We start from the raw sequence: 13379 nt of genomic DNA on the forward strand, positions 1-13379 counted from the left end.
GCGTGATACCCGGCCGCCGGCAGCACCAACCTCCGCCCCCGGGTCACCCGTTCGAGGGGGACGCCGGGGCCGCGCTGCTAGAAAGAACCATGCGGCCGGAGCATTTCAGGATCATTCGGGTCATGGTCGACGGAGGCAGGGAAGTGTGCCTGCGGCTCTTCGGCGACCTCGACGCGGACTGCCGCGACGAACTCCGCCATGAACTGTACGACGCCGTGCACGACAACCGCGCACCGATGCTCGTCGTCGACCTGCACGACACCGCGGTCCTCGGCTCGGAGGCGATCGGCACGCTGCTCGAGGGCTTCCTGCTGGCGCGGCAGGCCGGGAAGACGCCGCAGATCATCAACGCGCGCGGTGCGGTCCGTACGGTTCTGCAGGTCACCGGCGTGCTGGAGCTGTTCGGGGCGACCGCCGAGTCGTCGGCCCGGCTGGGCGGCGGCACCGGCGCGCCGGTGCTGCCGCTGCCCACACGCGACGGCACCGGCACGGCGGGCGGGTCACTGCGGCAGGCCACGTAGGAGGTCGAGCAGGGGCTCCCGGCGTACGCACCGGTCCAGGCGGAAGGAGTCGGCCAGGTCCGCCGCCTCCGCGGCGGTGAGGCCCGCGAAGCACGCGGCGAACTCGTCCACGAGCGGCTCGGCGAACATGATGTGCCGCATCAGCTGGTGGATCCACCGCTGCGCGTTCCACGGGTACGGCTGGAAGCCGGGGAACTCCCGCGCGAACATCTCCTCGACCGGCCGGACGAGGTCGCGGACGCCGGCGTCGGTGCTGCCCCACGAGTCGGCGCCCAGCCGCGCCTTCTTCTCGAGGAACCCCTGGATGCGGGTCATGTACGGCGACTCCGGGTCCGCGTACGCCAGCCCCTGCAGGCCGATGTCCTTGTACGTCCACAGACTCCATCCGGCGCCGTGCCGCCCGTAGATCTCCAGCTGGTCCTGCAGCACCCGGTAGCGCATGGCGTCCCGCTGCGGGTCGCCGGTGTAGACGGGGCCGAACTCGCCGATCCAGATGGGCGTGCCGGTGCGCCGCATGTACTCCGTACGCAGCAGGAACGTCTCTTCGAGCCGGGCCTTGTCCACGTACTGCCCCCGCGACTGCCCCGGGTACGGCCCGCCGTCGACGAACCCGGGCAGCGCGTAGTCGTGCGTGGTGTACACGGTGTTCGGCAGCGGCTCGTCGAACGCGCTGAAGTCCGTGGAGTAGCGGTTGCCGTCGAGGAAGAGCACGTGGCCGGCGTCGATCGCCCGGATCGCCGCGGCCACCCGCTCGTAGAACGGGCCGATCGCGGCGCCGGTCACGTCGGCCGGCTCGTTGAGCGGGTTGTATCCGGCCACCCACGGGTCGTCGCGGTAGCGCTCGGCGAACGCCTCCCACAGGTGCACCGCGCGGTCCTGGAAGTGCCGGTGGGTCCAGAAGCTCGCCCAGTGCGTCGGGTTGTCGCTGTGCCAGTGCTGGTTCTGCGCCCCGGGCACGGTGTGCAGGTCGATGACCGAGTACAGCCCGTGATCCGCGCACGCCCGGATCGCCGCGTCGAGGCGCGTGAAGCCGTCCTCCTTGAGCTCGAACGGGCGGTCGTCGTCCTCGAAGTGGTGATAGTTGACGGGGATCCGTACGCAGTTCAGCCCCAGCGACGCCAGGAACGCCGCGTCGTCCGCGCCGAAGAACGCGGGGAAGAACCGCTCGAAGAACGCCTCGTACGCCTCCTCGCCCAGCACCCGGCGCAGCGCCCGCCGCTGTTGCGACTCGGTGGCCGCGTACCCGGTGATGAAGTTCTCCATGTTCATCCACCCGCCGAGCCCGACCCCGCGCAGCACGACTGGCGAGCCGTCGCCGCGGACGAGCCGGTCCCCCCGCACCCGAAGGCGCACATCGTGATCCATGCCCGTCAGCCTCCCCCGGGCGGCCCTGGACCGCCAGACGGGCGATCCACCGACTATGGTTACCGGCACCATCGGCTCGACAGGGGTGTGCGCGTGGACGGTGTCGACATGGGCAGGTCCGGGATCGACTCGTCGGTGCCGCACCCGGCCCGCCGCTACAACTACTGGCTCGGCGGCAAGGACCACTTCGCGGCCGACCGCGCCTCCGGTGACGAGCTCGAGGCGGCGTTCCCCAACGTCCGCAAGGGAGCGCTGGCCAACCGCGCCTTCCTGCAGCGCGCGACCCGCTACCTGGCCGCCGAGGCCGGCGTCCGCCAGTTCCTCGACATCGGCACCGGCCTGCCGACCGCCGACAACACCCACGAGGTCGCCCAGGCCGTCGCGCCCGAGAGCCGCATCGTGTACGTCGACAACGACCCGCTCGTGATGGTCCACGCCCGTGCGCTGCTCACCACGAGCCCGGAGGGCCGGACCTCGTACATCGAGGCGGACCTCAACGACCCGGGCACGATCCTGGCCGACCCGACCCTGCAGGAGACGCTCGACCTGGACCGGCCGGTCGGGCTCATGCTGATCGCCGTGCTGCACTTCATCCACGGCCACGGCGCGGCCCGCCCGATCGTCGGCGAGCTCCTCGCGGCACTGCCGCCGGGCAGCTTCCTGGTCGCCACCCACGCCACGTCGGACTTCGGCACCCCGGAGCAGCAGGCGCTCTACCAGCGGATGGTCGAGGACGGCAAGAGCGACGTGTGGACGCGCGGCCGCACGGAGTTCGCCGAGCTCTTCGGCGGCCTGGAGCTGGTCGAGCCGGGCGTGGTCCCGGCCAGCGAGTGGCGCCCGCAGCCGGGCGACCCGGTGTTCGCGAACAACGAGGTCAACGTCTGGGCCGGGGTCGGCCGCAAACCCTGACCGGCGGCTCACCGGCCGGGACGCAGACCCCGGACCGCGGCGATGACGTCCTTCGGATCGGTGCGGACCGCGGCGTCGGGCCGCACGTCCACGTACCGCACGACGCCCGACCGGTCGGCCATCACCACGGCGGGATACGGCAGCGTCGAGCGGCCGGTGCCCAGCACGTCGACGCTCGCCGGGCTGCTGAAGCCGATGCCGAACGCGTCGATCAGGGCATGCCGCGCGTCGGCGGCCACCAGATAGCCCAGTTCGTGCCGCCGCTTGAGCGCCGCGAGCCGGTCGGCCCGCTGCGGGCTGACCGCGACCAGATGGGCGTCCAGGCCGTCGAGCACGGGCGCGAGCTTCTCCCCGTACGCCGCGAGCGCCGCGTCGCAGCCGGCCGAGGCGGCGTGGCGGAAGAAGACCAGCACCAACGGTCCGGTGTCGAGCAGGCGGTGCAGGTGGATCGGGCCCAGGTCGGCCTCGACCAGCGCCAGGTCGGGGATCCGCCCGCCCGGCGCGACCATCCGGCTCCAGATGGCGTCGCGCTCCAGCTGCTGCCGGAACACGAGATCGGTGGCCGGCGGCCGGTACGCCGAAGTCGTGGTCATGCCGCCAGAATACCTACCGAATTGATAGGTGTTGGTGACAAGGTCATGACCATCGGGCGACATTCACCCCTCGACGCCGGTCACGGTGCCGTCCGGCTCGGTGAGGTATCGGCCGCGGGACAGGTCGAGGACGGTCAGCCTCGTACCGAACGGGTCCGTCACCACCGCGACCCGCCCGACCGGGATGCCGGCCGGCGGCTCCCCGCGAAGTCGCCTCCGCCCCGCAAAGCACCACTTACCATGACCTTTCGGACGCGTACGAGTCGGGACGGTCGCCATGACGCATGCACACCCGGAGCCGCCGGTGCCGGAAGAGCTCGAGTGGGCGCTGGACGAGGCGAACAAGGAGGTCGTCGCCGTCGCCCCGGGCTGGTTCCGGGCCTGGCCCACGGGCGACGAGAAGTGGTCGGCCGTCAACGTGCGCGGCGCCACCCAGCTGATCGTCAACCACAGCCGCGAGGACGAGCGGCATCCGAACGCCTGGACCGTGCGCGCCCTGTTCGGCGACAAGGCCGTCGAGCTGCGGGTCGGCCCGTACGACTCGAAGGCGCAGGCGATCTGGGTCGCGCACGCCATTCTCAGCCTGGCATTCTCCGACGGCGAGGGTACCGTGTGAGGATCCGCGGACCACGGAGGTGACGACGTGGCCGACCCCGAGAAGAGCTTCCCCGACGACAACCGCAGCTTCGACGACATCGTCCGGCGGCTGCACGCGGAGGACCCGGGCTTCACGGCCGCCTTCCACGAGCCCCGCCGACCGCCCGGCCGCACGCCCCTGATCATCGGCGCCGTGCTCTGCCTCGGCGCGATCCTGCTGCTCGCGTTCGGCGGGGTGACCGGGGCGGTGCTCGCGGTGTTCCCCTGGCTGGCCGGGATGGCGTTCGCGCTCAAGGGCCGCGGCTGACCCGGCCGGGTCACTGCAAACTTCCTGCACGTCCGTGGGCGTTGACTCGCACCCCGGGGCATGTGACGGTGACCAGGCAAGCGCTTTCCTGACTCCCCCAGGAGCATTCCCATGCGTGGACGCCTGGCCTCAGCAGCCGTCATCCCCACCCTGATCCTCAGCACCGTCAGCCCGGCCGCCGCGTCCACCACCGCGGACGCCACCGCGCCCACCGCCGCGCATGCCATCGCGCCGTTTGCCGGGCACGGGGGCGTCCCGGCCGGGGCCCTGCGGCCGGCCCGGCAGGCGCTGGCGCCCGACGACGGCTGGGCCGCCGCCGGAGCCGGCACGACCGGTGGCTCCGCCGCGGACGACGCGCACATCACCGTGGCGCACAACCGCGCCGAGCTGCTCACCGCCCTGGGCGGCGCGGCGAACGCCGTACCGAAGATCGTCTTCGTCAGCGGCCGGATCGACATGGATGCCGGCCCCGACGGCACGCCGCTGACCTGCGCGGACTACGCCGACCCCGAGTACGATCTCGACGCCTTCCTGCGTACCTATGATCCGGCGGTCTGGGGTCGCACCGAGAAACCGTCCGGGCCGCTCGAGGAAGCCCGCGCCCGGTCGGCGCAGCGGCAGGGCGCGCAGATCCGGATCCCGGTCGGCAGCAACACCACGCTGATCGGCATCGACGGGGCGCGCATCGCGCACGGCAGCCTGACCCTGACCGGCGTGGGCAACGTGATCGTGCGCAACATCGCGTTCACCGACGCGGCGGACTGCTTCCCCGCCTGGGATCCCACCGACGGTTCCGCCGGCAACTGGAACTCGCTCTACGACCTGGTGTCGCTCAGCGGCGCGACGAACGTCTGGATCGACCACGACACGTTCAGCGACGGCAACAACCACGACGCCGACCAGCCGCTGTACTTCGGGCGGCCGTACCAGGTGCACGACGGGGCGACCGACATCATCCGCGGGTCCGACCTGGTCACCGTGTCCTACAACGACTACTACGACCACGACAAGACGATGCTGATCGGCTCGACCGACACCGCCGGGGTGGACGTCGGGAAGCTGCGGGTCACCGTCCACCACAACCGGTTCGGCAACGTGCTGCAGCGGGCGCCGCGGGTGCGGTACGGGCAGGTCGACGTCTACGACAACGCGTACACGCTGACCGATGACGACTACTCGTACTCGCTGGGCGCCGGGGTGGGTTCGGCGATCTACGCGGAGAACAACTTCTTCGTGCGCAGCGCCGACGTGCCCGACGCCGACATCATCAAGGACTGGAAGGGTACGCGGATCACGGCGATCGGCTCGCTCGTGCGGGTCGGCAGCGGGCCGGCCGTACCCGTGGACCTGGTGGCCGCGCACAACGCCGCGTACGACCCGGACCTGTCGCCCGACGCAGGATGGGTGCCCGTGCTGCGTCCCCGGCTGGACCCGACCGCGGCCGTCCCCGGTCTCGTGGCCCGATCCGCCGGCGCCGGCAAGCTCGGCTGCTGAGCGAGCTCAGCCGGGCCCGTACGCGGTCAGCCCGCACCAGGCCACGTACTCCTCCGGGCCGCCCGCGGCGAGCGCCTCCCGCGCGTGCCACACCGCCGTCGCCAGCGAGTCGCCGCGGGCGAGGCTGCGGTGCAGCACGGTCATCGACGGCTGGCACGCGCCGTCCGGGATGGGCAGTCCCGCCGCGGCGATGCCCGCGCTGCCGTTGGACATCATGGCGCCGACGAAGCCGAGCACCTCGTTGCCGCCGTACGCGCGCTGCACCCCGGAGTTGCACGACGCCAGCACCACCCGCCGGGGTGCGATCCCGCGCGCGAGCAGCTCGTAGAGGGTGAGCCGGCCGTCGCTGAGCTCCAGGGCGGAGAACAGCGGACTGTCCGAGCGGAACAGCCCGTGGCAGGCGAGGTGTGCGAGGTCGGCGTCGCGGACCAGGCCCAGCGTGGCGTCCACGGTGCTGACCGGCGGCAGCAGCGTGCGCGCCCCGGCGTGCTCGGCGGCCACCGTGCCGGCCTCCTCGATCGCACCCTCCAGGTCGGGCCCGGCCACGACGGCGACCCGCGAGCCGGGTGCGGCCCCGCCGCGGTGCGCGCGGGCCCACAACCCGCCCGACGGGGTCACCGAGACCGGCGCCGGGTGCAGCGGCGACCACGGTACGTCCAGCAGCTGCGCGGACGGCACCACGACCAGCGGCACGTCGGGCGGAACGCCGAGCGGTACGACGAGCAGCCGGGCGAGCCCGTCCAGCGCCTCCTGCGCGGCGGCCCGGGCGACGGCGCTGAACCGGGTGCCCTGCAGCAACCGGCGCAGGCCGAACGCGGCGGCCTCGGACTCGTGCCGGATCGGGCCGATGGGGCCCAGCTCGACGATGCGGGTGCGGCGCGGCTCCACCACCACGGCGAGGGTGCGCTCGCCGATCACCGCGTACTCGGCGAGCCAGGCGCCGTCGAGCGCGCGCCGCAGCCCGGCCGCGCGGACCGGGGATGCGGCCTCGCCGCCGGTGTCCTCGGCGGTCCACGACCGGCGCCGGATGCGGGCCTCCAGGGCGCTCTGCCGGGCGAGCAGCTGCGGCGGTTCCTCGCCGCGTTCCAGCCGGGCGGCCCGCAGCTCCTGCTCGACGCCGCGCAGCGCGATGACGTCCTCGTCGATGCCGGTCGCCGCCGGGTGCACGCGCAGCAGGGCGGCGGCCCGGGTGCGTTCGAGCCATTCCAGGATGCTGGTCGCCGAGCCGGCCGGGACGAGCGTGCGCAGGCCGATCTCGCCCAGCTCGGCGCCGTGCCCGGAGGCGAGCACCCGCAGCTCCAGCGACGGCAGGGCGGCCCGGTGGCGGGCCAGGTCGCGCAGGCCGCGTACGCATTCACGCAGCACCGCAGCGGTGCCGCCGGAGCCGCTGACCTGCGCCTCGGCCAGCAGCGCCCGCGCGAGATGCCCACGCAGCCGGACCAGCAGCGAGTGGCCGTCGGCGAGCGCGCCCACGGCGGTCAGCTCCCGACCGGCGACGGCGCGGCGGCCCAGGGCGAGGGCGGCCCGGCCGGCGGCCAGGCGGGCGTACGCGGCCTCGGCGCGCAGCCCCAGCCGTTCCAGGGTCGCCGCGGCGGTCCGCAGGCTGCGCAGGGCCTGCGGCGTGGGCCCGTCGCGGTGGGTCAGCGCCTCGGCGGCGGCCACGGTGGCCCGCGCGGCCCAGGCCGGCCGCCGCTGCCGCCGGAAGTCACGCCCGGCGGACGTCGCCTCGGCCAGGGCCGTCGCGGGGTCCCCCAGCTCCAGGGCGAGGCGGGCGCAGCGCAGGCGGGCCTCGGCGGCCATCAGCCGGGCGTCGTGGCGGACGAAGTCGGCGGCCGCGGACCGGGCCGCCGCCATGGCCTCGTCGAGCAGGCGCAGGTCACGCAGGACGTCGGCGTACTCGAGGTGGTGCTCGCCCAGGGGCAGGCCCGCGGCGGCGTGCAGGCGGCCGGCCTCCTCGAAGCGGCGGACGCTCTCGGCCAGCCGTCCGGCGTGGTAGCTCGACCAGGCCAGGCTGTCGGCGATCACCGCGGGCAGCCGGGGCCCGAGGCCGGCGGCGAGCTCGGCGGCCCGCTCCAGGTGTCCCAGGGCCTCCTGCGGCCGGCCGAGCAGCGTCTGCACGTTGGCGAGGTTGTTGGCGGCCTTGACCCAGACGAACGGCGGGCAGTCCGGGTCGTCGAGCAGCTCCCGGTACGCGCCCGCGGCGGCGCCCAGCCGGCCCCGGTTGTGCTCGAGCACGGCCAGCTGGAAGCGCACCTCCGGGCGCTCCCCCGGCTCGATGAGCGGCTCGGCCAGCCGCAGGTCGCGGGCGGCGGCGTCGTACCGGCCCAGCTCGTGCAGCGCGACGGCGCGGGTCAGCAGCAGCTCGCCGAGCCGCCGGGGCAGCCCGTGCCGCCGGGCGAGCCGTACGCCCTGGTCGAGCAGCCCGCGCGCACCCTCGTTGTCCAGCGCGACGTGCCGGGCCCACGCCACCGCCTTCAGCGCGACGACCAGCGCCTCCACGTCGCCGGCCGAGCGGGCCCGCACTACGGTGACTTCCGCCTCGGCGGCGTATCTGGCCGGATCGAGCAGGACTCTTCTGTACGCGGCGTCGGCCCGCTCGCGCAGGTCCAGCTCTGTGTCCATGTCACACCGCCTGAGAAGACGCGAGCACGTCGACGTCAGCGTACCGACGGAGAGGGAGAGAGATCCATGACCATCGCAGCACACTGGCCGCTGCCCGACACCCGCACCCCCGCCCAGCTGGAGCACGACAAGCAGGACGTCCTCGGTCAGGTGACGGTCCTGCAGGCGGACGGCGTCTCCCAGGAGCTCGACTCCATCGTGGAGAGCATCCGGACCCGTCAGCGCGCCGCGGGCCGGGGACGCGGACTGCCCTTCGTCCGGTTCACCCCCGACGGCAGCCCCCGGATCGTGCTGGCCGCGGAGAACCAGCTGGTCGTCGACGCGGATCCGCAGCGGCTGGCGCAGGCGGGCGGCCTGCTCGCCGACTACGTGGCGGCCGACCGTCCGGGCCGCAGCGAGCGCCGGCGCACCCGGGTGTACCGGCACCGGCAGGGAAGGTCGGCGGAGGCGCTGCGGGAGGACGCCAGGCGCCTGCGGCAGGCCGGGGTGGCGGCGAACGTGAACTCGATCGTCCCGCTCGGCTACGTCATCAAGGGCAGTTCGTACCCCGGGCTGACCGTGGCACCGCGGCCGTTCGCCACCAACGGCGCCGACCAGCCCGTGCGCGTCGCGGTCATCGACACCGGGCTCGCGCCGCAGCCCCGTACGGACGCCTGGGACACCGGCGTGGTGGGCGAGGGCACCGACCCGCTCAACGTGCTCGAGCCGCTGGACCGCAACGACTGGTTCTCCGGGCACGGCACGTTCGGGGCCGGCATCGTCCGGCAGATCGCGCCGGACTGCGAGGTCGTGGTCTACCGGTTCACGTCCGCCGACGGGCTGGGCACCGACGAGTCCGCCGCGGACATGCTGATCCGGGCCGCCGACGACGCCGCCGGCAAGCGCCTGGTGATCAACGCGTCGTTCGGTGCACCGGCCGTCGACGGGGTCCCGCCACTGGCCATGCAGGAGGCGGTCGCGTACATCTCCGCCACGTACCCGGACGCCCTGATCGTCGCGAGCGCCGGCAACGACGGCCGTGACCTGCCGCTCTACCCGGCGGCGTTCCCGGGGGTGAAGGCGGTGGGCGCGCTCACCAGCGACCTCACCCCGGCGTCGTTCTCGAACCGCGGCAGCTGGGTGCACTGCTCGGCGGTGGGCGTGGGGATCGTGTCCACCTTCGTGGAGGGGCTGCTGCCGCCGGAGCCCGGCATCGGCGCCGACGTCCACTTCGCCCCGGACGCGTGGGCGACCTGGAGCGGCACGTCGTTCACCGCGCCGCAGATCAGTGCCGCGGTGGCCGCCCTGTGCGGCGAGGACGCGACGCTGACCCCGCGGGCCGCGTTCGACCGGCTCGTCGCCGGCCGGCCGACGGTGAACGGCTTCGGCGCGGTGGTGCACCTGCTGCCCGGTACGCCGACGAGCTGAGCGTCGTCAGACCAGGATCCACTGGGTGGCCACGACGGGGGCGCCGGCACGGTGGCAGGTGAGGCTCATCGGGCCTGGCAGCACCCCGTCGATGACGAACAGGCCCCGGTGGTCGGCGTCGACGCGGTGCGGCTGGGCGGCGGGCTGGCGTACCTCGATGCGGGCGGGGCCCTGCGGCGCGAGGTGCCCGGTCAGCCGCCGCCGCGCGCCGACCGGCTCGACCTGTACGGCGATGACGATCTCGTCACCGCCGTGCGGGCCGATCACCTGGAACGTGAGCTGGCGGGGCTGCGGCAGGGTGCCGGGGCTGCGGACCGGCACCGGCCCGCGGGTCGCCGTGTCCTCGAGGGACAGCTCGGAGTCCTCGACGAGGCGTGCCAGCCCGGCGTCCAGGTCGCGCAGCACGAAGCTCTGCCGGGCCAGCTCGACGAGCTCCGGCGGCGGGGGGTCGGCCTGCTCGAACATGGCCCCGAGCCGGGACAGGAGACGCTCCTCCGGGTCGGTGGGGTCGGTCACGGGGTCTCCTCCCGCCGGGGCGAAATTGCGTTGCGTAACGTGAACATCACTGCTACGACTCGCCGCCGGGCCCCTGGATACCTTCTGTCAGGAATCTGCGCAGCTGCGTCAGGCACCGCCCCCGCGTCGGCCCCAAACTGCCGATCGGCATCCCCAGCGCGGCCGCCGAGGACTCGTACGACGGCCGCCCGTCCTCGGCCTCGACGACGAGCACCCGCAACACCTCCTGGCAGCGCCGCCCGAGCCGGCGGAACGCCCGCCACAGCTCGGCGTCGCGGGCGGCGATCAGGAACGGCACCTCGGGATCGTCCGACGGGTCACCCGGCCGCTCGGCCAGGACCGAGTCCTCCACCGGCGTGGCCCGCCGCGCCCGGCGGATCGCGGCCAGCGCCTCGTTGCGGCACGTCGTACCGATCCAGGCGCCCAGCTTCGTGGGGTCGCGCAGCGAGCCGAGGTTCTCCAGCAGCCGCAGCCACGTCTGCTGGAAGACGTCCGCCGCGTCGGCCGCGCCGAGCCGGTGCGCCCGGCACACCGCCCACACCCGCGGGCTGAACCGGCCGACGATCTCCTGCCACGCCGCCTGGTCACCGTCCGCGGCCTTGGCGACGAGCACGGCGACGTCCTCGACCAGCTCGTTGCCGCCCATCGCGCCCCGCAATCGCCGACTTGAATGCGTCGATTCACAATAGGCCACCCGCGACCCCGGTCCGCCGGACACCGGGGCCGGCAGCGCGGCCCGGTTCGCGGCCGGCACCCGGGCGCCGGCCTGACTCCGGTTCCCCCGACCTGCCGGCGCGACCGGTTCCGGCGCGGCCGGTTCCGGCGCGGCCGGTTCCGGCGCGGGGGCCGATCATCACCCCGGTGCCGGGGTACGGTGCGTCGATGTTCGTGATCGATCTCGGCGACGGCGCCGAGCTGCGCCCGCTGGAGCCCTGGCAGGCCGGCGAGTTCCTGGAGCACATGGACCGGGCCCGCGCCTCCGTGGACCCGTGGATCCCCTGGGCCGCCCGCAGCACCGACACCGATTCCGCCACCGCGACCCTGCAGCGGTACGCCGATCTCGCCGCGCGCGACGCCGGTCGCATCTACGGCATCTGGCTGGCCGGGACGCTGGTGGGCGGCGTGATGTTCGTGTCGTTCAGCACGCGTACGGGGGTGTGCGAGGTGGGCTGCTGGCTGGAGCCGGCCGGGACGGGACGCGGGCTCATCACCCGGGCGGTCGGCCTGCTCCTCGACTGGGCGCTCGGCGAGCGGGGGCTGTACCGGGCGGAGTGGCGCTGCCGGCCGGACAACACGGCCAGCTCGAACGTCGCGCGGCGGCTCGGGATGACGCTGGAGGGGACGCTGCGGGGCGAGTTCGCGTACGGCGGGGTGCGCCACGACACGCAGGTGTGGGCCGTGACCGCGCCGGAGTGGGCCGCGAAGAGCTGAAGCCGGCTGCCGCGCTACAGGGCGGGCAGTTTCTGGGTGTGGTCGAGGACGTCGCGGAACAGGTCGCCCTTCTGCGCGAGCCGGTCGGTCACGTCCCGGACCGTGAAGCCGTCCGGGCGCAGCGCCGGGTCGTCCAGCTCGTCCCAGTCGATCGGCGCGGACACCGGCGCTCCCGGTGCCGGGCGGGTGCTGTACGGCGCCACCAGGGTCTTGTTGATCGCGTTCTGCGTGTAGTCCAGGCGTGCCAGGCCATTCCGGTCGCTCTTCTGCCATTTCCAGCTGACCAGCTCCGGGATGACCGCGCCGACCGTACGGGACAGCCGCTCCACCCACGCGCGGGTGTCGTCGAACGTGGGCCCCGGCGCGACCGGCACCCAGATCTGGATGCCGCGGCGGCCGGTGACCTTCGGGCGGGCCCGGATGCCGAGGTGCTCGAAGGCCGTACGGTGCAGCCGGGCCAGCGTGAGCAGCTCGTCCCAGCTGGTGGTGGTGCCCGGGTCCAGGTCGACGAGGGCGTACGTGGGCAGCTGCGGCGCCTCGGTCAGCGAGGTCCACGGGTGCCACTCGAGCGCGCCGAAGTTCGCCGCCCACACCAGCGCCGCCGGCTCGTCCACGACCAGGTACGTCCGCGTCTCCCCCGGGTCCGCGCCGGGGTTGTCCCAGCGCGGCAGCCATTCGGGCGCGTGGCCCGGCAACTCCTTGTGCCAGAAGCCCTTCGTGCCCGCACCGTTCGGGTAGCGGTGCAGGTTCAGGGCCCGGCCGCCCAGGTAGGGCAGGGAGACCGGGGCTATGCGGGCCGCGTACCGGAGGAAGTCGCGTTTGGTGACCGGTTCCTCGCCGGGGCGGCCCGGGAACAGGACCTTGTCCAGATTGGTCACCCGCAGCTTGCGGCCGAAGACGGTCCACGAGCCGGTCGCCGGCAGGTCGTCCAGCTCCGCGAGCTCGTCGTCGGTGAGGTCGCGCGCCTTCAGCGCGACGGACGCCCGCGCGGCGGGACGGTCGGAGCGCCACAACCGGTCCGGGTCGGCCCTCACCTCGTCATTGGTACGGCCGCTGAGCACCGAGTGCGGGTGGTCCTCGGCGTCCCATCCGGTCACGGCGTCGTCGTCGTGCTTGTGCAGCAGGAGCCATTCCTCCCGGCCGGACGATCCGGTCCGGGTACGGACCAGCACGAACCGGCCGCGCAACTTCTCGCCGTGCATGTCCAGGTGCAACTCGCCGGCGGCGACGTCGCGCCCCGGGTCGGCCGCCCGCCCGGCCCGGTGCGCGTGCGGCTCCCAGGTGCCGGCGTCCCACACGATGACGTCGCCGCCCCCGTACTGGCCGGCCGGGATCACGCCCTCGAAGTCGAAGTACTCGAGCGGGTGGTCCTCGACGTGGAAGGCCGCGCGGCGCACGCCGGGATCCAGCGTCGGCCCCTTCGGCACGGCCCAGCTGACCAGCACACCGTCGATCTCCAGCCGGAAGTCGTAGTGCAGCCGGCGCGCACGGTGCCGCTGCACGACGAACCGCCGCACGCCGGCGCCGGCCGCGGGCAGGGGACGGCCGGCGGGTTCCGGCGTACGGGCGAAGTCCCGCTTGCGCCGGTACGTGGTCAGCCGGTCCGACGGCACCCGC

Annotated in this window: 13 protein-coding genes; 7 read left to right on the top strand and 6 right to left on the bottom strand. The window is 73.9% G+C overall.

The window, feature by feature from the left end:
- Window positions 1-122 precede the first annotated feature (122 nt).
- Window positions 123-521: an STAS domain-containing protein gene (locus COUCH_RS24140; RefSeq protein WP_249607471.1), complete on the top strand. Its 399-nt coding sequence runs from the start codon at window positions 123-125 to the stop codon at window positions 519-521.
- On the opposite strand, the gene COUCH_RS24145 is transcribed toward COUCH_RS24140, so the two are convergent.
- Complete coding sequence (locus COUCH_RS24145) at window positions 501-1886, bottom strand: glycoside hydrolase family 5 protein (protein ID WP_249607472.1); 1386 nt, start codon at window positions 1884-1886, stop codon at window positions 501-503. The genes COUCH_RS24140 and COUCH_RS24145 overlap by 21 nt on opposite strands.
- Window positions 1887-1994: 108 nt before the next feature.
- Between COUCH_RS24145 and COUCH_RS24150 the strand changes: the two genes are divergently transcribed.
- A complete protein-coding gene (locus COUCH_RS24150; protein ID WP_249613796.1) occupies window positions 1995-2795 on the top strand; it encodes an SAM-dependent methyltransferase in 801 nt (266 codons plus the stop codon).
- A gap of 8 nt (window positions 2796-2803) precedes the next feature.
- On the opposite strand, the gene COUCH_RS24155 is transcribed toward COUCH_RS24150, so the two are convergent.
- Window positions 2804-3388 (bottom strand): redoxin domain-containing protein, encoded by a 585-nt coding sequence (locus tag COUCH_RS24155; RefSeq protein ID WP_249607473.1) that lies wholly within the window; start codon window positions 3386-3388, stop codon window positions 2804-2806.
- 277 nt (window positions 3389-3665) lie between these two features.
- Between COUCH_RS24155 and COUCH_RS24160 the strand changes: the two genes are divergently transcribed.
- The 3 genes from COUCH_RS24160 to COUCH_RS24170 all read left to right on the top strand — a co-directional run bounded on the left by COUCH_RS24160 (window position 3666) and on the right by COUCH_RS24170 (window position 5786).
- Window positions 3666-4004 carry a hypothetical protein gene (locus tag COUCH_RS24160; RefSeq protein ID WP_249607474.1) on the top strand — a complete coding sequence of 113 codons (339 nt, stop codon included), beginning with the start codon at window positions 3666-3668 and terminating at the stop codon, window positions 4002-4004.
- 27 nt (window positions 4005-4031) lie between these two features.
- Entirely contained in the window at window positions 4032-4292 is a 261-nt protein-coding gene (locus COUCH_RS24165) for a DUF3040 domain-containing protein (protein ID WP_249607476.1), read from the top strand.
- A gap of 111 nt (window positions 4293-4403) precedes the next feature.
- Window positions 4404-5786 (top strand): pectate lyase family protein, encoded by a 1383-nt coding sequence (locus tag COUCH_RS24170; protein WP_249607477.1) that lies wholly within the window; start codon window positions 4404-4406, stop codon window positions 5784-5786.
- Between the two features lie 6 nt (window positions 5787-5792).
- Here COUCH_RS24170 and COUCH_RS24175 read toward each other — a convergent pair whose 3' ends face one another.
- Window positions 5793-8408 carry a CHAT domain-containing protein gene (locus COUCH_RS24175; RefSeq protein WP_249607478.1) on the bottom strand — a complete coding sequence of 872 codons (2616 nt, stop codon included), beginning with the start codon at window positions 8406-8408 and terminating at the stop codon, window positions 5793-5795.
- Between the two features lie 66 nt (window positions 8409-8474).
- On the opposite strand from COUCH_RS24175, the gene COUCH_RS24180 reads away from it, so the two are divergent.
- On the top strand, window positions 8475-9815 hold the full coding sequence (locus COUCH_RS24180) for a S8 family peptidase (protein WP_249607479.1): 1341 nt from the start codon (window positions 8475-8477) through the stop codon (window positions 9813-9815).
- 6 nt (window positions 9816-9821) lie between these two features.
- Here COUCH_RS24180 and COUCH_RS24185 read toward each other — a convergent pair whose 3' ends face one another.
- Together COUCH_RS24185 and COUCH_RS24190 are read right to left on the bottom strand one after the other, a co-directional pair.
- Window positions 9822-10331: a hypothetical protein gene (locus tag COUCH_RS24185; protein ID WP_249607480.1), complete on the bottom strand. Its 510-nt coding sequence runs from the start codon at window positions 10329-10331 to the stop codon at window positions 9822-9824.
- A 52-nt stretch (window positions 10332-10383) separates the two neighbouring features.
- Window positions 10384-10977 carry an RNA polymerase sigma factor gene (locus tag COUCH_RS24190; RefSeq protein ID WP_249607481.1) on the bottom strand — a complete coding sequence of 198 codons (594 nt, stop codon included), beginning with the start codon at window positions 10975-10977 and terminating at the stop codon, window positions 10384-10386.
- A gap of 236 nt (window positions 10978-11213) precedes the next feature.
- On the opposite strand from COUCH_RS24190, the gene COUCH_RS24195 reads away from it, so the two are divergent.
- Window positions 11214-11762, top strand: coding sequence for a GNAT family N-acetyltransferase (locus tag COUCH_RS24195; protein ID WP_249607483.1), 549 nt, complete (start codon window positions 11214-11216; stop codon window positions 11760-11762).
- 14 nt (window positions 11763-11776) lie between these two features.
- On the opposite strand, the gene COUCH_RS24200 is transcribed toward COUCH_RS24195, so the two are convergent.
- Window positions 11777-13375, bottom strand: a complete 1599-nt coding sequence (locus COUCH_RS24200) for a DNA polymerase ligase N-terminal domain-containing protein (RefSeq protein WP_249607484.1) — start codon at window positions 13373-13375, stop codon at window positions 11777-11779.
- Between the last annotated feature and the right edge of the window lie 4 nt (window positions 13376-13379).

This window comes from Couchioplanes caeruleus, assembly GCF_023499255.1.
GTDB classification, from domain to species: domain Bacteria; phylum Actinomycetota; class Actinomycetes; order Mycobacteriales; family Micromonosporaceae; genus Actinoplanes; species Actinoplanes caeruleus_A.